Here is an 18,650-nt window from a genome sequence, read left to right on the forward strand (position 1 = left end):
TTAAAATGGTCCAGAATTAGCTGCTGATTATCTTCCTCCTACAGAAACATCCCATAAAATCAACATGGTATGGTTTTTCTGTTAAAATAATTCCTATATTTAATAAGGTTTAGTCAGTAGCCAAACCACCGCATCATGTATTTTTCAACATCATTCTGGAAATGTACCTTATGGTTTTTGTTCCTAACGCTGATTTTTCCCAACGTTGAAACTTTGGCTTGGGGCTTTTATGCACATAAAAAAATCAACTACCATGCAGTTTTTAGTTTACCCCCAGAATTGATAGGCTTTTATAAGGCCCATATTCATTATATTTCTGAAAACGCTGTCAACCCGGATAAACGAAGGTATGCCGTCAAAGGGGAAGCCGAAAAACATTTTCTAGATGCAGACGCATATGGAGACAGCGCAATTTACACCTTGCCCCGTTACTGGGAAGAAGCCGTGGCCCAATATGGGGAAGACAGTCTCAGGGCCCATGGCATTGCGCCCTGGAGCACTTACTCAACCTATTTGCAATTGGTTAGGGCCATGCAATCAGGAGACAGTAAAACCATACTACGCCTTTCAGCCGATTTAGGACACTATGTGGGAGATATTCATGTCCCTTTGCACACTACCAAAAATTACAATGGACAATTGACCGGCCAATACGGCATTCATGCATTTTGGGAATCACGAATTCCGGAGTTACTGTCCAGTGAGTATGATTTTTTTGTGGGTAAAGCCGCATTTGTAGAAAAACCACAATTGGCTATTTGGGAGATTATCACGAGAACCCATGAAGCCGTGGACTCGGTTCTTCAACTGGAAAGCCAATTGGCCGCCTCTTGGCCCGAGCAGAAAAAGTACAGTTATGAGGAAAGAAATGGGCTTAACACCCGGGTGCACTCGAAAGCTTACACTATGGCCTTTCATGCCATGCTGAATGGACAGGTCGAAAGACAATTGAGAAACACCATCAAATTCGTGGCTGACTTGTGGTATACTGCTTGGATTAATGCAGGCCAGCCAATCCTGCCGAAAATTGGAGAAAAAGAATTCATGGAAAAAAATGAAGAATTCTTCCCCTTGGATGATCTTAAGCACATAAGGGAACATGAAGACCAGGGCAAAAAAACATTTCCCCCTTTCTTTAACCACCTAAAATTTTGGGAAGAAAGGACCTCTAAGGTATTTAATGAAAACCGGATTTAAATCAGCCTTTACCCTGCCTCTAAAGCCACGCTTTTGGAAGAGTTCAAATAGATCGTAATACTTTTGGCCAGCCTTTCAAAGGTATCCCTGAACACCTCTTCATCCTCTTCTAGTAGAGTTACCCTAAAGCCTCGGAGGTCAGAACAAAATGAACTGACAGGAACCACACATATGCGTTCTGAGGCTAACAGATTATAGACGAAGCGTTTGTCATGAGGCATGTCTTCCTCCAAAAGCCAATCATCCAGAAGCCGCTTGACCCTTCTGTCCCCGACGGGTAAGGTTTGCTTTGCATCAAGCCTTTGCGGTTCAAAAATGATGGTATTATAAAATGCACCCTTTGTCTTGTTGAACTTTATACCTTTTACCTTTCCCAGGGTATCTGCCATTAATTGACTTCTTTTGCCGATTCGCTCGTTAGCGGTTTTCCTGTATTGAAAGTACTCGGGGTGACTCATGATTTTGGGAATTGCAAGCTGTGGAAGCATAGTGGAACATACTTCTATCATCTTGGCATTTTCCAAGGTGGCGCAGAGTTTCTTAAACTCTCTTGAAACTCCTTTGTTGTAAAACTCCATCCATCCGCAACGAGAGCCGGGCCAAGGAAACTCCTTAGATATCCCTTTTAAAGAAATGCCGGGAAGGTCACTTCCCAAGACTTCCGATAAGCTTACACTTTCATACCCGTTATAGGTGATGTTTTGATAGATCTCATCGGCAATAAGCAGCAAGTTGAATTCCCTGGCAATAGCAACAAACCTTTCGAGTACCTCTCTTGGATACACCATTCCTGTGGGATTGTCCGGGTTGATGATCAAAATACCAACAATGGAAGGGTTGTACTTCACCTTGTTATAAAGGTCTTCCATATCCGGATACCAATTATTGTCCGGATCCAAATTATAGGTTATGGGCTTGGTATTGGCATGCGCAGCTTCTGCAGAGCTGTGTGTACTGTAGGCCGGGGAAGGGCCGATAATCCTGGCTGTGGGAATAAGGAACTGGTAAAGCTTGGCGATTGCATCACCAAGGCCATTAAAAAATAAAATATCCTCAGGGCCAATATTCACCCCCCCTTTATCATTGTTGATATCCGCAAGAAAGCGCCTGGTTTCCAACATGCCTTTGGAATCGGCGTACCCATAGGAATAATCCTGGCTTACCAAATCGGCCACAATCTCCTTCATCCAAGTGGGTATCCGGTTACTTTTTTGAATAGGATCCCCGATGTTTTCCCAGGTGATACCGTACCCCAATTGTTCAATTTGCCGGGCTTTCTTTACAATACCCCGAATCTCATAGTTCAACTCCTCAGCCCCTGGCCTTAGCAACAATTGTCTCATAGTTTACTGCCTAGAATTACGTTGCAAAGAAACGAAAAAGACAAATAATCACTCTACATATTCTGTTAAATTCATCATCAAATAATGAAAAAAGTGACTATTTGTTTAATGATCGATTATTTGGCATAATTTACTGAACGCATTTCGCGGATAACCGTAATTTTAATCTGCCCGGGGTATTGCATTTCCTTTTCTATCTTTTGGGAGATGTCAAAAGAGAGTTTCCCTGCGGTATTGTCATCTACGTTATCAGCATCCACTAATACCCTAAGTTCCCTACCTGCTTGCATGGCAAAACACTTATTCACACCATCAAAGCTTAAAGCGAGATTTTCCAAGTCTTTTAGCCTCTTGATGTAACTGTCCATGATTTCCCTTCTGGCTCCCGGACGGCTACCGGATATGGCATCACAAGCCTGCACTATGGGGGAGATCATGGATGTCATTTCAATTTCGTCGTGGTGGGCACCTATTGCATTTATGACCTCGGGATGTTCCTTATGTTTCTTGGCCAGTTCCATACCCAAGATGGCATGGGGAAGTTCTGCTTCCTCAGGATAAACCTTCCCTATATCATGCAGCAATCCGGCCCTTTTGGCCAATTTGGCATTAAAACCCATTTCTGCGGCCATGGTGGCACTAAGTTTGGCCACTTCTCTGGAATGCTGAAGCAGGTTTTGTCCATAAGAAGACCTGAACCTTAATCTGCCCACCATCCGGATAAGTTCCGGGTGAAGACCATGAATGCCTAACTCAATACAGGTACGTTCCCCTATTTCAATGATTTCCTCATCGATGTTTTTCTCCGTTTTCGCCACTACTTCTTCTATCCTTGCAGGGTGAATCCTTCCGTCTTGGACTAGGCGGTGAAGGGACAGCCTGGCAACCTCTCTTCTCACCGGGTCAAACCCAGAAATAATTATTGCCTCAGGAGTATCATCCACCACAATCTCAACACCCGTGGCAGATTCCAAGGCACGTATGTTTCTTCCCTCCCGGCCTATGATTTTTCCTTTTACGTCATCACTCTCGATATTAAAAACCGATACGCAATTTTCAATTGCATGCTCGGTGGCTGTCCTCTGAATGGTATCCAGGACAATCTTTTTCGCTTGCTTGGTAGCAGTAAGTTTGGCCTGATCCAAAATATCTTTAATCTGAGAAGAAGCCCGGCTGCTGGCCTCGTCGCGTAGCATCTCCATCAATTGCTCCCTAGCCTCATCCTTGGTGAGCAAAGCCACCTTCTCCAAATCCGTGATGCGTTGTTGGGTAACTTTTTCCAGCTCTTCCTTTTTCACCTGAACGGAATGTAGTTGTGCACTCAGGTTTTCTTTTTTACTGTCCAGCTCTGCTTCTTTTCTTTTGATCTGCTCGATCTCCTTAGAAAGGGCTTGTTCCCTTTGCTTTAGTTTGTTTTCGTTGGTGACGAGGACATTTTTTTTCTTCCCCATTTCCTCCTCAAAGTCCGACTTTAGCTTAAGGAATTTCTCCTTGGCTTCCAAAATGCGGTCCTTCTTTATTCCTTCCGCAGTGATTTCAGCCTCCCTCACAATACTCCTGGCCTTTTCCCTGGCCTCATCCTCAATTTTTTTGCTATTGTTTTTAATGAACAGACTGGCGAGCAATGCGCCAAGCAGAATGCCTACCACACCTGCTATAATGATGTATAATGAAATTCCCATAGGTATATTTTTATTTATCCTACCGGGAGAAAAGTCCTTTTGCCTTAAAGAGGCCGGGGTTCAATTATCAAAGAAAAGATCACAAAACGGAGGCTATTTGGGTATTGATTTCTTGTAGGGTTGCTTTTACCTGCTCACTTCCTGCGGCATTTGTTTCACTTAAATCCATGGCCTCGACCATACAATCAAAAGCCACCATGGCCAACAAGTCCTGTCTGTCGTCCAACCCAAACTCCTCCCTGTATCTCTTTAGTTTTTCGTTGATCAGCTTACCCGCTTGCCTGATTTTGGCCTCATCTTCAGGCTTTACCTTCATAGGATATTCTCTATCTCCTATTTTGAGCCGTATTGAAAGTGTATCCATATTATTCTGACAAATGGGTAATGATCTTGTCGATTTCTTTTATATAATTATCTATCCTTCCTCTCAGTTCAGCAGAAGCATCATTTTCTACCGGAATGTTACTTACAATTTTACTGATTTTTATTTGATTTTTAAAATTTTCAAGTGCATCCTCTTTTTCTCTCATGGATTGCTGATTCTCCAAAAGCTCCTTATGCAGCTCCTCATTTTCTTTTTCAAGCATTTTTACCCTGCGAATCAATTGGCCCGCAAGTTTTTCTAACCTTTGAAGTTCTTCGTACACCATATCATTTCCGGATTATGGCACCTGCTTCTTTCTCAAACGTCTGCATCAAGCGATTCATTGTTTTGTCAATGACCTTATCTGTCAAGGTCTTTTCCTGGTCCTGAAGGAAAAAACTAAGGGCATAGGCCTTTTGAGTGGCACCAATCTTATCCCCCTTGTACACATCAAACACCCCAATCCGGTTTAAAAGCTTCCCTCCTTCTTTGTAGGCTAACTGGGACAAGGTACTAAAAGTTACGGATTTATCCAGTACTAAGGATAAATCCCTTCTCACCTCTGGAAATTTGGAGATTTCTTGATAATTACGTATTTCCATGGCACTATCCACCAACAAGTCCCAATCCAGTTCCCCAAAAAAGACCTCTTGTTTCACTTCGCATAGGGTTCTGGCCTTTTCGGTTAACAAACCGATGTTGCCTGCATGCTTTGCGCCTACACGTATGGATAAGGAATAAACAAAAGGTTCTTCGGACTCCACCGGAAAAACCTCATATTCCTGAATATTTAATTTAACCAAAAGCCCCTCTACCACTTGATAAAGATCAGCAAACACCACCCCTTCAGAAGGGCTACGCCAGTTTTCCAGATGCCTGTTTCCGGTAAGGAAAAAGGAAAGTCTTTTACTCTCCAAAAACCTCTCCCCTTCTTTTCTATAGACTGTTCCAAACTCAAATAGCCGTAAGTCTCTTTGTCTTCGGTTGATATTATAGGACACTGATTCCAGCCCGGTATAAAGAAGGGACTGTCTCATTACCCCTAAGTCCTCGCTAAGCTTATTAAGAATGACTACGTTGTTTTGTACCTGAATTTCTTGCGCTTTTTCGGAGTATTTAGCCTTGGTCAAGGAGTTGGTAATGATTTCATGAAAGCCTATACCTGAAAGCAATTCAGAAACCCGAAACTGCAATTTGTCTGCGTCCTTTGCTGGATGGGAAGCAAGAAAATCGGACTGGTACTGCTCCTGCAAGGGAATGGATTCGAAACCGTAAATCCTCAAAATTTCCTCTATAATATCCGCCTCCCTGGTCACATCCACACGATAGGGCTTTACAGTCGCCACAAAACCTTCCTCGTTTTCATCCTTGGTTTTTATCTCTAACCATTTCAAGATTTCCAGTATAGTCCTTCTCTCCAGCTTCTTGCCGATTAACCTATCCACGTTTTTATATCGAACTGGAATTTCCACATCAGAAATCGGCTCGGGATAGACATCTACTATTGGTGAAGATATCTTGCCGCCTGCAATTTCTTTGATTAACATCGCCGCTCTTTTTAAGGCATAAACGGGCATATTGGGATCTGTTCCCCTTTCAAAACGGAAGGAAGCGTCGGACTTAATTCCGTGAAACTGGGCTCCCTTTCTGATGACATCAGGCGAAAAATAGGCACTTTCTAAGAAGAGGTTCTTGGTTTCCGAGGAAATCCCCGAATCCACCCCTCCGAAAATACCTGCAATACAAAGTCCACCTTCAGGGTCGCAAATCATCAGTTCCTCTCCATTCAGCTCTCTCTCCTTCTCATCCAGAGTGATGAACTTGCTGCCCTTGGGCAATTTTTTTATGATTAGTTTTTTACCTCTGATTTTATCAGCATCAAACGCATGAAGGGGCTGTCCCAGATCATGCAAGATGAAATTTGTAATATCCACAAGATTATTTATGGGATCAAGGCCTATAGCCTTCAGGTAGTTTTGCAACCAATCTGGAGAAGGCCCCACATTTACGCCACTAATGGTAAGCCCTGCATATCTAGGACAATCCTTGTGGTCCTGTACCTCTACATCTATCACCAACTCCTCATTGTCCGTCTTAAAGCCATCCACATTGGGAAGCACTACTTCTTTTTTTAAAAGTGCTTTTATATCCCTGGCCACACCAAAGTGGGAGGCTGCATCTGCCCTGTTGGGAGTAAGCCCAATTTCCAATATTTCAGACTTTACTATTTTGAAGTAGCTATTGGCCGGAGTTCCGTTAGGCAAATCCGTTTCCAAAACCATGATCCCTTCATGGCTCTCTCCCAACCCAAGTTCATCTTCGGCGCAGATCATACCTTGACTCACCTCGCCCCTGATTTTGGCTTTTTTTATGGGGAATTCCTTGCCTTCATAAGTATATAAAGTAGATCCTACTGTAGCTACCGCTACTTTTTGCGCCTTAGCTACGTTGGGTGCGCCACAAACAATAGGAAGGATTTCCTGTCCAATATCTACTTTGCAAACCTTTAGCTTATCGGCATTTGGGTGGGAGTCACAAGAAATCACCTCCCCAATGACTATCCCTTCCAGGCTGCCCTTTACGGATTCGAAGGTTTCAATGCCTTCCACCTCAAGGCCGGAGGCAGTTAGCATTTCAGCTATTTCTTCGGCACTATGGTCAAAGGGGACAAATTCTCTGAGTCGGTTTATCGCAATTTTCATTTTTTCAAGTTTCGATAAACCACAAATTTAAGAGATTTAAAAGGTACTGAAAGCTTATTTACCGTAATTTTTCTCCCCTGCGAGGATGGGTATTTCCAGGAGGTTTTCTTTGGGCGGCAAGGGACATGCAAAGTCCGGATTATAAGCACAATAAGGATTATAAGCGAGGTTGAAGTCGATGGTAATGGACCTCTGTCCGTCTTGTCGTAAATTCAGGTACCTCCCACCTCCATAGGTTTCCTCACCACTGGTATCATCCGCAAAGGCCAAGAAAAAATTCCGGCGATCAGTCTCATCAGCCGCCTGTAGCAGCAATAATTTCACATCCTTCCCCTTCAATTCAAAAATAGCAAAGGAATGGCGCACATACTTCTCCACCGAACCGTCCGTCAAAGGTATCTCCATCATTTTTCTGTCTTCAACGGGTTCCATTCTGGCCTTTACCTTGTAAGTAGGATCCACGTCATAGAAATCCAGGGCTTCAAGGGACTGTTTTTGTTCCTGTGTGAGGGGGGAATCCGCGTTGAACTTTAAATATTTAAACTGCCTCTCCCTTTCGGCATGGACAGTTTCTTTATATAGTTCAGGATCTTCAGTACCCGTAAGGGTATATATCAGCGTCCCGAATACCACAACCACAACAAATGCCAGAATAATGTTTTTTTGACTCATAAACTAAAGGATTCCTTCGTCCGCAAAGCTAAAGTAGCCAACATCGGTGAAAATCACATGATCTACTACAGGAATATCTAAATACTTGCCAGCTTCTTTGATATTATTCGTAAGCCGGAGATCCTGAGAGCTGGGCTTTAGGTTGCCAGAGGGATGATTATGTGCCAATACGATACTGCTGGCCAACTGGTCGATGGCAAATTTAAATATCACTTTTGCATCCACAACCGTACCGGATGTTCCCCCGCTGCTGATCAGTTGTTTTTTGAGTACGTAATTGGCCCTGTCCAAAAACAAACAATAAAACAATTCGCAGGATTCGTCCAGCATATCTGGTCTTAGTAACTCATAAACATCGGAGGAACTGCGGATTTTGGTTCTTTTCTGAGGTTCAGCCATTTTTCTTCTCCTTCCCAGTTCCAAAGCACTGACGATTGCAATGGCCTTCGCTTCCCCTATACCCTTGAATTTACACAAGTCCTTTACCGTAAGCCGGGCCAATTTTGCCAGGTCGTAATTTACACTCCTGAGAAGGTGCTTGGACAAGTCCACCGCACTCATGGACCTGGTGCCACTGCCTATCAAAATGGCAATGAGTTCGGCATCAGAAAGGGTGGACCTTCCTTTTAACAAAAGTTTTTCTCGGGGTCTGTCCTCTTCTGCAAGTTGCTGAATGGGAATCGAGCCAAAAGTATCCATTGGCATAAAAGTTTAGGTTAAGTGCCGACCACCTACCCCCTACAAAAAAATCTCCCTTGGCCTGGCAGAAGACAAATTAATAAAATCCGGGAAATAAAAAAAACCCTACCTGTAAGGAAGGGTCTTGGAAAGTAATTCGATCCACTACTTAGCCGATGGAATTGACCATCTTAGTCAACTTGGACTTCTTGTTGGAAGCGTTGTTTTTGTGGATAATGTTCTTTTTTGCCAACTTATCTATCATCCCGGTCACTTTCTTCAAAAGTTCTTGGGCCTCAGATTTGTCAGTTGTGTTTTTTAGCCTTTTGATAAAAGTCCTGGTAGTTTTGGCTTGGTACCTGTTTCTTAAACGCTTGGCTTCGTTTGAGCGAATTCTTTTAATAGCCGATTTGTGATTTGCCATATATTTTTTTACTTAATTATCTTAACCTTAGCTTCCATTCAAAGAATTGGAATGCAAATGTAAAGGATTTATTTTAGCGTACCAAACAAATAACCTAATTAAACCCATCAAGACCCTGCTTTTCCAGCATAGAACATTCTTGAGTTTATATTTTTATTTTAGAGGTCACACCTGACTGCCGTCCTGCCCCTTCCTGCCCCGAACTCGTTTCGGGGGAATCTCGCAATCTATAATCATCCCGGTGTATGACGTGCTCGTCACGCTCGATTTCATATTTTGTCCAGCCCCTTTAAAAATTTCCTCCAATAATATTGTAGCGGATTTTGGTACTTGAGCTTTTTCCAAGGCCTGCTACCGTGAGGCTCATGCCTCACCTGAACAGGGGGTAGAACGAAATTCTTGAAACCAAACCTCAGAGAGGTTCTAGAAATGTGGGTGTCATACCAATGTTTTGAGCGGTCCAGTTCTTGGAAATCATAAGCTCTCAAAAATTTAAGAGAAAGCAGTGTACAGCAAAAACTCAAGCTGCGATCGGTTTCCAGTTCTTCCTTCCGTACACCCTTGAATTTTAAATAGGGAAAGTTCACCTCTCCATTTTCATCCACCGTGATGGCACCCACCAATCCCAATTCAGGGTGGTCTTTCGCAAACCCCAGCAACCTATTGAAGGTGTCCTTCTGCACAGTAACGTCAGATTCCACGATGATCAAGGGCACTTCCTTCTCCAACGCCTCCTTCTGGGCAACTTGAAGCACTGTTTTATAATTGGGAGAAGGAGTGTCAGTAAGGTCTTTGAGGTGTGTAAGTGCAACGTTTATTTCCTCAGCCAATTTAATGAGCTCCTTGGTACCTTCTTCAGTGCTGTTGTCGTTGAAAATTCGGTAGGCGATGGGCACCTCAGAAGAAATCACTGCATGGGCTGCACGGATGGCAGCGGGAATTGCATCTTTTACTGGGGTAATAACGAGGGCTTCCATGTTTACCAAAGGTGGATAACCGCCAATCATTCTCATCATGATTGGCGGTTGGTATCAGTTTGTTTTTTTAATTAATCTTAGCAAGGGCATCCTTTATCCGCTTGAGCGCTTCTTTAAGTTCTTCCTCAGAAGCAGCATAGGAAAGCCTAATGCAATTTGGGGCTCCGAAAGCGGCTCCAGTGACCAAAGAGACATGGGCTTCATTTAGGATATACAAACAAAAGTCGTCCGCATTGTTAATGGTGTGTTGGCCTGTACTTTTGCCGAAGAAAGCGGACACATCGGGGAAGAAATAGAATGCCCCTTCTGGTACGTGTGTCTTTATCCCCGGTATCTCCTTCAATAAGCCCAATACCAAGTCCCTTCTTTTCAAATAGGCTTTAGCCATTTCCTTGGAGGAGCTCTGGTCTCCGCTAATCCCTGCCAATGCGGCTCTTTGGGCAATTCCCGTACCCCCGGAGGTAAATTGGCTCTGAATCTTTTCACAGGCTTTGGCCAGGCTTACAGGTGCACAAATATAGCCAACCCTCCATCCCGTCATTGCATAGCCCTTGGAGAAACCATTGACCGTGATAGTCCTTTCAAACATCCCAGGAAAAGAAGCGATGCTTGCATGCTGTCCGGTAAAATTGATCAACTCATAAATTTCATCAGCTACCACTACTAGGTCATCCTTTTCCTTCACCACATCGGCTATTGCCTCAAGTTCTTCTTTACTGAACACAGAGCCAGAAGGGTTGCAGGGAGAAGAGTAGATTACCGCCTTGGTTTTGTCGGTGATGGCTGCCTTCAATTGCCCGGCGGTAGCCTTGAAGTTATTCTCCAAATTGCCATCTATCAATACCGGAACCCCTCCGGCAAGTTTAATGATTTCGGAATAGGAAACCCAGTAAGGGGAAAATATCACCACCTCGTCACCTTCATTGACGATGCACATGAAGATATTGGCTATAGCATGTTTTGCCCCTGTGGAAACCACAATGTTTTCGGCCTTGGCCTCCTTGATGCTATTCTCTTCCCTTAGTTTTTTGGCAATGGCTTCTCTTAAATCCTGGTAGCCAGCCACTGGGGAATAGGAGAAATACTTCCCTTCGTCTATGGCATCCTTAGCGGCCTGCTGTATATGAAGGGGAGTTTTGAAATCTGGCTCGCCCAAACTAAGGCTTATGATGTCAATGCCCTGCCCCTTAAGCTCCCTGGCTTTTTTTGCCATGGCGATGGTGGCGGATTCTTCCATGGCATTGATACGGTCTGATAGAATGGAATGCATGAATGTTTGTATTTTGGTTTATAAAACACTGTGATCATTTACTTTACCACAAAAACCACTTATTTTTGTGACTGTTTTGTATAAAGGCGGGGCAAAATTAAGGATTATGCCCATGATTTCTAAACCTTTGAAAAAATACATTCCTTTAATTGGGGCATAAAATATGCTGGCCCCGTTATTCGTTAACATATTATGAGATTTTATCCATTTTTACTTTTCGCTATAGGGTTCCAATGGGCCAACATAGGATCAGCACAGGATGAATCAGCAGTGGTCAGAGAAATGCCCACCGAAGAAACAGAAACCCCTAAAAGTGACCCCGATTCCTCTGGCGTGGTCAAAGACAGGCTGAGTCCCACCTCCACTCCAGTACTTTTGTTCTCCGATGCGGAAGAAGAGGAGAACAAGGAAAAAAAGAAAAAGAAAAAAAAGAAGAAAAAGAAAAACGTGTATTTTGGTGATAAAACCAAGAAGACCATGATCAAGCACAGCTTTCGGGATCAGGTCACTTACCAGGTTTTTCATGTTACCTACAAAAACCAAGAGGTGGATCCTTACATCAGGGATATACACTGGTATGACCCCAAAAACAAAGCCATCAAAAACAAAAATTTCGACCCTTCAAAGGGATATCTTCTTCACGGCCCTTACGAAAGGCGGATTGACGATACGGTTGTTGAAACGGGCATGTATTATTTTGGCACCAAACACGGGCGCTGGATGAGTTTTGATGCCAAAAGCGTGCTGCTGGACAAGCTGCATTATTCCAAGGGATGGCCAAAGGAGTCCAGGATCACCTATTACAATCGGCAAGAAAGGGCGATAGAAAGAATGACTCCTATAGAATATGAATTAAAGGAGGGTAATTTTTATCATTTTTTCCAAGATGGGTCCTTGGCAGTGACAGGAGAATACCACCATGGGGAACGAGTGGGAACATGGACTGAATATTGGAATACTCCCAACAACCAACTAATCCGGAAAAGGGAAATTAGATATCAGGACGAGCCCTTTACCAAAAACTTCAGGCCTTATATTAGGGCAGAATGGGATAAAGAAGGCAACCTCATCTACCGTAACGACAGCTAATAAAAGGCATCTTCGAAATGTTTAAACCCGATTCTACCTGACCTGTCTTTGTACACACCCACTATATCAAACCGGATATCCCTGTGCCAATCCACCTCATGGATGTAATGGTCTGCGGCTCGGATGATAAGTTGCCTTTTTCGGTAATCCACAAATTCCTCGGCATAGCCATACCCGGTCCCACTGCGGAACTTCACCTCCACAAACACCAAAATACCTTTGTGCTGCATGATCAAGTCGATCTCTGCATGCTTGAACCTATAATTGGATACCCTATGAATAAACCCTTTGCTTTCCAACCATTCCTTGGCCTGGGTCTCTGCCATAAAGCCTTTGTCTTGTAAGGGGGACACCATATTTCAAAAATTTTGCTGAAAAAAGGTTAGCTTTAACCGCAAATTAAAGGGGTACAGAACCAAGACCCTGTAGGGCTTGTTTGAAATTACAGGATAAAACGGCTAAATGTGAATCAATATATCAATAAAAAAGTAATTTTCATCGATTTAGGGAGAAAAGATTATAAAGTAACCTGGGACTATCAGGAAAAACTGTTTTCCCAAACCGTAACCACTAAGATCAGCAACCGGAAGGTGCCCCCTGAGGAGCAAGTCATGACCACCAACTACCTGCTCTTTGTGGAACATCCCCATGTATATACCCTTGGAAAGAGTGGGGAATCCTCTCACCTTTTGCTTGATGAATTGTCCCTTTCGGAACGTGGGGCCACCTATTACAGGATTAACAGAGGTGGAGATATTACTTACCATGGACCCGGGCAATTGGTAGGGTATCCCATCTTGGATTTGGATAATTTTTTTACCGATATCCATCGGTATCTTCGCTATCTGGAGGAGGCGGTAATCTTAACCCTTGCAGATTATGGTTTGGAGGCAGGAAGGATTCCCGGCCTCACTGGCGTATGGCTTGACCATATTGAGCAAAGAAACCCGAGAAAAATCTGTGCCCTAGGTGTGAAGTCTAGCCGATGGGTCACCATGCATGGTTTCGCTTTTAACCTAAACGCCGACATCTCTTATTTTGGGAATATCGTCCCCTGTGGCATCAGTGACAAAGCCGTAACTTCTCTGCATCTGGAGCTGGGAAAACCAGTAGACGAAAAAGAGGCAAAAGCCAAGGTGAAATCCCACTTGGGACATTTATTTGAAATGGAATTCGAAAATAAATTATATTTGTAATACACAGCACCTAGGAAGCAAGCCTAATCGGTGGCTAGGAGCTGAATGGATACCATGTATTACCAATTAGAAAAATGGCATGAACGGCTTTTTTGAACAACTCAAGGATATTTTGTTTTTGGATATAGAAACAGCCTCCCTCACCCCCTCCTTTGACGAGCTCCCGGAACGACTTCAAGAAGAATGGACCCGCAAGACAAAGTTCATGCAAGAGCAGGAGGAGCTTTCAGCTGAGGAGTTATATTTTGACAAAGCGGGAATTCATGCTGAGTTTGGCAAAGTGATTTGCATTGGAGTGGGTTTTTTTAGGATGGACCCGGAAGAGGACAAGCTTATCTACCGCACGAAGTCCTTTGCCTCTGTGGAGGAACACGATACCCTTCTGGAATTCAGGGAGTTGCTAAAAAAGAAGCCTTGGACACTTTGTGGGCACAACGGCAAAGAGTTCGACTTCCCTTACTTGTGCAGAAGAATGCTCATAAATGGCATATCCCTGCCGGAGGTACTTCAGCTTGCAGGGAAAAAGCCATGGGAAATCCGACACCTGGACACCATGGAGATGTGGAAATTCGGCGATTACAAGTATTATACTCGCCTGGAACTGCTTGCCGCCGTTTTTGATATTCCAAGTTCGAAGGAGAACATAGATGGCAGCATGGTAAACCATACCTACTACAAAGAAAACAACCTGGAGGATATTAGGAAATACTGCCTAAGGGACGTAGAAGTAACCGCAAGGCTGTATTTGGCCTACCAAGGCCTTCCGGGGGAAATCGATATTGAGGTAATCAACCTGGACGAAACTGACGGGGACTAGGCTTGCTATTTCACGTTTAATTGGATATTATTCTTTACCTTTAAGGATTGATTCAACTTTTATGGGAAGAAAAACAGGAAGAAAAAGGGATAATACCAACAGAAGGAGGAAAAAATCCAATCCAACCTCTGTTTTGCACCAGGTCAAACAATTTTTAGACAACCATTTCGGAGAGTCTTTTTCCGAAAAAAACATCATTAAAAGACTAGGGCTCAAAAATGCTACAGAAAAAGATGCTGTAGCCGATTCCCTTGTAGAACTTTTAGCCTTAGGAGACGTCGCAAAAAACCCGAGAAATGAGTTCAGTTCCTCTAGTGCTCCGGAATTTGTGGAGGGGGAGGTGGATTTTGTCAATCCAAGGTTTGCCTTCATCATTCCCAGGGGGCAGCAAAAATCAGATGAAGATATATTAGTAAAAGAGGCCTATCTAAAACATGCCTTAGACGGGGACTTGGTAAGAGTGATGATAAAACCTTCCCATTCCAAAAATGGGAGAAGAGAAGGCAAAGTACTTGAAATTCTTGAAAGGTGCCGGGAGGAGTTTGTGGGCAGGGTGGAGATTTCCCCACGATTTGCTTTTGTGGTTCCAGACTTCAAGAAAATGCACCATGATATTTTTATCAGAAAGCCAGATCTGATTGGTGCCCAACACAACCAAAAGGTGGTGGTGAAGCTCACAGAATGGAAGGAAGAAGAAAAAAGCCCTACAGGTAAGGTGGTTCGTATTCTAGGGACCGCGGGAGACCATGAAGTGGAAATCCACTCCATTATGGCCGAATTCGGGTTGCCCTTCGACTACCCTGGAGAGGCTGTGGAAGAAGCGGAACGCATCCCTGAAATAATCGACAGTAACACCCTGAAGGATAGGCGGGATTTCAGATCCGTACCTACCTTCACCATAGACCCTGCCGATGCAAAAGATTTTGACGATGCCATTTCCTATCGGAAACTGGAAAACGGCCATTATGAAATTGGGGTTCACATTGCGGATGTTACCCACTATGTGAAGCCCGGGAGCCTTCTTGAAAAGGAAGCCTATGACAGGGCTACCTCTGTATATCTGGTGGACAGGACCATCCCCATGCTACCTGAGCGATTAAGCAACGGACTTTGTTCTCTCCGGCCAAACGAGGACAAACTTACATTTTCCTGTGTTTTTGAGATGGATGATCAGGGCAATGTGGAAAACTTCTGGGTTGGTCGCACGGTCATACATTCAGACAGGCGATTTTCCTATGAGGAGGCCCAGGAGTGTATGGATAAAGGAGAGGGTGATTTTCACCAGGAGTTGACCCTTTTAAACGGTATAGCCAAAAAACTTAGGGAGGCCAGGTTTAAAAAAGGTGCCATCAACTTTGAAACCGTGGAGGTGAAATTCAGGCTTGACGAGGACGGAACTCCACTGGGTTTGATCATCAAGGAACGTAAGGATGTGCATAAGCTCATCGAGGAATTCATGCTGCTTGCCAACCGTACCGTAGCAGAGTTCATTTTCAATAAATCCAAGGGTAAAAGCACCTTCGTTTACAGGATTCACGATTATCCGGATCTGGAGAAGCTGAATACTTTTGCCAATTTTGCCAGAAAATTTGGACATGAGATCAAGGTTTCTGACGAGAAAACAGTCTCCAACTCCCTCAACAAACTGATGGATGAAATAGTAGGGAAGCCAGAACAAAACGTATTGGAACAGCTGGCGATTAGAAGTATGGCAAAAGCCAAATATACCACCGAGGCAAAGATCCATTTTGGCTTGGCCTTTAAACATTACACGCATTTCACCTCCCCTATTCGTAGGTATCCCGACATGATGGTGCACAGGTTGCTCCAGCATTACCTGGATGGCGGAAAGTCCCCAGAAACCCAGGCATGGGAGGAAAAGTGCACCCATTCTTCCGAAAGGGAAAAAAGAGCCGCTGATGCAGAAAGAGCCTCTATCAAATACAAGCAGGTAGAATACATGAAATTGGCGGAGGAAAAGGATTATGCGGGGATTGTAGCCGGAATTACTGAATGGGGCGTATATGTGGAGATTACCGAAACCAAATGCGAAGGGATGGTGAGACTTCAGGATATGACTGACGACTACTACGACTTCGACGACAAAAACATGTGTCTTGTAGGGTCCAAGAGCAAGAAAACAATCACCCTTGGCGACAAGGTCTGGGTTAGGGTGACCCGGACTGACATCGACAGAAGAACTATAGATCTTGAATTTGTAGATCAACCATGATAAAATCCGACGAAATCCAATCCATACAAAAAGCTTTAGAACAAAGTATAGACACTTATTCCTTCGGGAGCCAACCAAAGGCACTTTATGAGCCTATCCGTTACCTGATGAACATAGGAGGCAAAAGGATCCGGCCATTACTTTGCCTTTTGTCCTATGGCCTTTATAGGGAGGATTATGAGAAAATTCTCTTGCCTGCCATGGCCACGGAGGTGTTTCACAACTTCACCCTAATGCATGATGACATTATGGACCAGGCCCCTCTCAGAAGGGGGAATGCCACTGTACATGAAAGGTGGAACGCCAATACTGCAATCCTCTCCGGGGATGTGATGCTGGTAAAAGCCTATGACCTCCTGTTGGACGTTCCTGGGGAAAAGTTGCCGCAAAGCATCCGGCTTTTCAACCAAACGGCCAGTGAAGTTTGCGAGGGACAACAATTGGACATGGATTTCGAAGCCAAGGAAACCGTTACCGAACCCGAGTATATAGAAATGATCCGGCTTAAAACAGCGGTATTGTTGGGTTTTGCATTGAAGTTTGGGGCTTTCCTTGCAGATGCACCGGAGGAGGACCAAGACAGATTGTATGAGTTTGGGGTAAATATCGGGATAGGTTTTCAGCTCAAAGACGATTTGCTGGACGTTTATGCGGACAAATCCATCTTTGGAAAGCAGGTTGGGGGGGATATCCTCTCCAATAAAAAAACCTTCCTGCTTATAAAGGCCATGGAATTGGCCAAAGGTGAATTAGCAGAAAAGCTTGCCTATTGGCTTCAGCAGAAGGATTTTGATAAAAAGGAAAAGGTAAAGGCGGTAACCGAGATTTATGACCAATTAGCTATTAGATCATTGAGTGAGTCCAAAATGAGGTCCTATTTTGAGAAGGGCTTCGATCAACTCCCAAGACTACATCCTTCAAGCGCAGTAGGCCTGAAGCGGCTCTGGGGTTTAGCGGAGGATTTGGTAAACAGGGAAAAGTAACCAAAAGTTTTTTGCTATGGAAGAAGTTTCATTAACGGTGATTTTAATAGCCATCACATGCGCAAGTTCTTATTACGCTTGGAAGAATCCAGCTTTTATGGACAAAAGTCTATTTACTCCATATAGGGTCTACAATTACAAGGAATATTCGAGGTTTTTTTTTAGTGGATTTATACATAAAGATGGTGTACATCTCTTATTTAACATGTTCACCTTTTATTTTTTTGGACAGGTAGTAGAACAATTCTTAGGCTACTTATTGGGTATGAATTTGGGAATGCTGGTATTTGTAGCCTTCTATTTGGCGGCCATTATAGTGTCTGATATACCTACCTATTTCAAAGAAAAAGACAATCCCAGCTATCATGCCCTGGGCGCATCAGGAGGGACTGCCGCCATGGTGTTTGCCAGTATTGTGCTGATGCCCTTGGCGGACATCTGTATCTTTGGTATTTTCTGCCTGCCTGGTTTTGTGTTGGGCTTGATGTTTTTAGCCTATGCGTATTACAAGGGAAAAATTGCCGATGACAACATCAACCATGATGCCCACCTGTATGGGGCATTGTTTGGCATTTTCTTTATTTTGGCATTGGACCCCGAAAGGGCTGGTCATTTTTGGGATCAAATTAGGGAGTTCCAATTGTTCTAGAACTCCCCATTTTTTCCTAATACGTTATTTGTTTTTCTGCAGCTGCCTAATCAGCTTATCCGTGATGGACTTCATCATTGGTACCCAGTTCTCTCCCTTTTCATCAGCAAAAACAGTAGGCCCAGGTACACCCAACCTGATTCCCATGGTATTCTCGGATGTTGATCCCTGTCCTTCGATCTTGAAATACACATCGAAGGCCTTAATTTTAGCTGTAAAGCGCAACAGCTTATCTATAGAGCCCCTTATTTCTTCTTGAATAGCATCACTGATGTCTACGGTTGGGGCCTGAACGTCAATTTTTACTCCTTTATAATTCTCGGTATAGTTCATAAAATGTATTTTAGTTAATCAGAATAATTGAAATAACCTTA

19 protein-coding genes are annotated in these 18,650 nt (G+C 43.7%); 7 read left to right on the plus strand and 12 right to left on the minus strand.

Features of this window, described 5'->3' with window-relative positions; all coding sequences use genetic code 11:
* Positions 1-135: 135 nt before the first annotated feature.
* The gene (locus DB520_RS20545; protein ID WP_198675403.1) at positions 136-1,197 is read left to right on the plus strand and encodes a zinc dependent phospholipase C family protein; all 1,062 of its coding nucleotides are present in this window, start codon (positions 136-138) and stop codon (positions 1,195-1,197) included.
* An 8-nt stretch (positions 1,198-1,205) separates the two neighbouring features.
* Here the strand turns inward: DB520_RS20545 and DB520_RS20550 are convergent, their stop codons facing one another.
* From DB520_RS20550 to DB520_RS20595, 10 genes are all read right to left on the minus strand, one after another.
* Complete coding sequence (locus tag DB520_RS20550) at positions 1,206-2,540, minus strand: pyridoxal phosphate-dependent aminotransferase (protein WP_114751657.1); 1,335 nt, start codon at positions 2,538-2,540, stop codon at positions 1,206-1,208.
* Between the two features lie 116 nt (positions 2,541-2,656).
* The gene (rny, locus tag DB520_RS20555) at positions 2,657-4,222 is read right to left on the minus strand and encodes a ribonuclease Y (protein ID WP_114751658.1); all 1,566 of its coding nucleotides are present in this window, start codon (positions 4,220-4,222) and stop codon (positions 2,657-2,659) included.
* 79 nt (positions 4,223-4,301) lie between these two features.
* On the minus strand, positions 4,302-4,586 hold the full coding sequence (locus DB520_RS20560; RefSeq protein WP_114751659.1) for a cell division protein ZapA: 285 nt from the start codon (positions 4,584-4,586) through the stop codon (positions 4,302-4,304).
* A gap of 1 nt (position 4,587) precedes the next feature.
* Complete coding sequence (locus tag DB520_RS20565; RefSeq protein ID WP_114751660.1) at positions 4,588-4,872, minus strand: hypothetical protein; 285 nt, start codon at positions 4,870-4,872, stop codon at positions 4,588-4,590.
* Position 4,873: 1 nt separating this feature from the next.
* On the minus strand, positions 4,874-7,288 hold the full coding sequence (gene pheT / locus DB520_RS20570) for a phenylalanine--tRNA ligase subunit beta (protein WP_114751661.1): 2,415 nt from the start codon (positions 7,286-7,288) through the stop codon (positions 4,874-4,876).
* A gap of 54 nt (positions 7,289-7,342) precedes the next feature.
* Entirely contained in the window at positions 7,343-7,960 is a 618-nt protein-coding gene (locus DB520_RS20575; RefSeq protein ID WP_114751662.1) for a DUF1684 domain-containing protein, read from the minus strand.
* A 3-nt stretch (positions 7,961-7,963) separates the two neighbouring features.
* Positions 7,964-8,659, minus strand: coding sequence for a RadC family protein (gene radC, locus DB520_RS20580; protein ID WP_114751663.1), 696 nt, complete (start codon positions 8,657-8,659; stop codon positions 7,964-7,966).
* Positions 8,660-8,807: 148 nt separating this feature from the next.
* Positions 8,808-9,062: a 30S ribosomal protein S20 gene (gene rpsT / locus DB520_RS20585; RefSeq protein WP_114751664.1), complete on the minus strand. Its 255-nt coding sequence runs from the start codon at positions 9,060-9,062 to the stop codon at positions 8,808-8,810.
* 269 nt (positions 9,063-9,331) lie between these two features.
* Entirely contained in the window at positions 9,332-10,078 is a 747-nt protein-coding gene (locus DB520_RS20590; RefSeq protein ID WP_232835078.1) for a glycosyltransferase family 2 protein, read from the minus strand.
* Positions 10,079-10,106: 28 nt separating this feature from the next.
* Complete coding sequence (locus DB520_RS20595; RefSeq protein WP_114751665.1) at positions 10,107-11,309, minus strand: pyridoxal phosphate-dependent aminotransferase; 1,203 nt, start codon at positions 11,307-11,309, stop codon at positions 10,107-10,109.
* Positions 11,310-11,501: 192 nt separating this feature from the next.
* Between DB520_RS20595 and DB520_RS20600 the strand changes: the two genes are divergently transcribed.
* Positions 11,502-12,398, plus strand: coding sequence for a toxin-antitoxin system YwqK family antitoxin (locus DB520_RS20600; protein WP_114751666.1), 897 nt, complete (start codon positions 11,502-11,504; stop codon positions 12,396-12,398).
* On the opposite strand, the gene DB520_RS20605 is transcribed toward DB520_RS20600, so the two are convergent.
* Entirely contained in the window at positions 12,395-12,754 is a 360-nt protein-coding gene (locus tag DB520_RS20605) for a YraN family protein (protein WP_394340950.1), read from the minus strand. The two genes, DB520_RS20600 and DB520_RS20605, sit on opposite strands and share 4 nt — an antisense overlap.
* A gap of 108 nt (positions 12,755-12,862) precedes the next feature.
* Between DB520_RS20605 and lipB the strand changes: the two genes are divergently transcribed.
* From lipB to DB520_RS20630, 5 genes are all read left to right on the plus strand, one after another.
* Complete coding sequence (gene lipB, locus DB520_RS20610; RefSeq protein WP_114751667.1) at positions 12,863-13,594, plus strand: lipoyl(octanoyl) transferase LipB; 732 nt, start codon at positions 12,863-12,865, stop codon at positions 13,592-13,594.
* 79 nt (positions 13,595-13,673) lie between these two features.
* Entirely contained in the window at positions 13,674-14,411 is a 738-nt protein-coding gene (locus DB520_RS20615; RefSeq protein ID WP_114751668.1) for a 3'-5' exonuclease, read from the plus strand.
* A 61-nt stretch (positions 14,412-14,472) separates the two neighbouring features.
* On the plus strand, positions 14,473-16,644 hold the full coding sequence (gene rnr / locus DB520_RS20620; protein ID WP_114751669.1) for a ribonuclease R: 2,172 nt from the start codon (positions 14,473-14,475) through the stop codon (positions 16,642-16,644).
* Positions 16,641-17,627: a polyprenyl synthetase family protein gene (locus tag DB520_RS20625; RefSeq protein ID WP_114751670.1), complete on the plus strand. Its 987-nt coding sequence runs from the start codon at positions 16,641-16,643 to the stop codon at positions 17,625-17,627. Before rnr ends, DB520_RS20625 begins: the two co-directional genes overlap by 4 nt.
* 16 nt (positions 17,628-17,643) lie before the next feature.
* Entirely contained in the window at positions 17,644-18,276 is a 633-nt protein-coding gene (locus DB520_RS20630; RefSeq protein WP_114751671.1) for a rhomboid family intramembrane serine protease, read from the plus strand.
* Positions 18,277-18,300: 24 nt separating this feature from the next.
* Here the strand turns inward: DB520_RS20630 and DB520_RS20635 are convergent, their stop codons facing one another.
* Positions 18,301-18,609 (minus strand): HPF/RaiA family ribosome-associated protein, encoded by a 309-nt coding sequence (locus DB520_RS20635; RefSeq protein ID WP_114751672.1) that lies wholly within the window; start codon positions 18,607-18,609, stop codon positions 18,301-18,303.
* Positions 18,610-18,650 lie beyond the last annotated feature (41 nt).

Source organism: Pleomorphovibrio marinus, from assembly GCF_003347495.1.
GTDB lineage: Bacteria > Bacteroidota > Bacteroidia > Cytophagales > Cyclobacteriaceae > Pleomorphovibrio > Pleomorphovibrio marinus.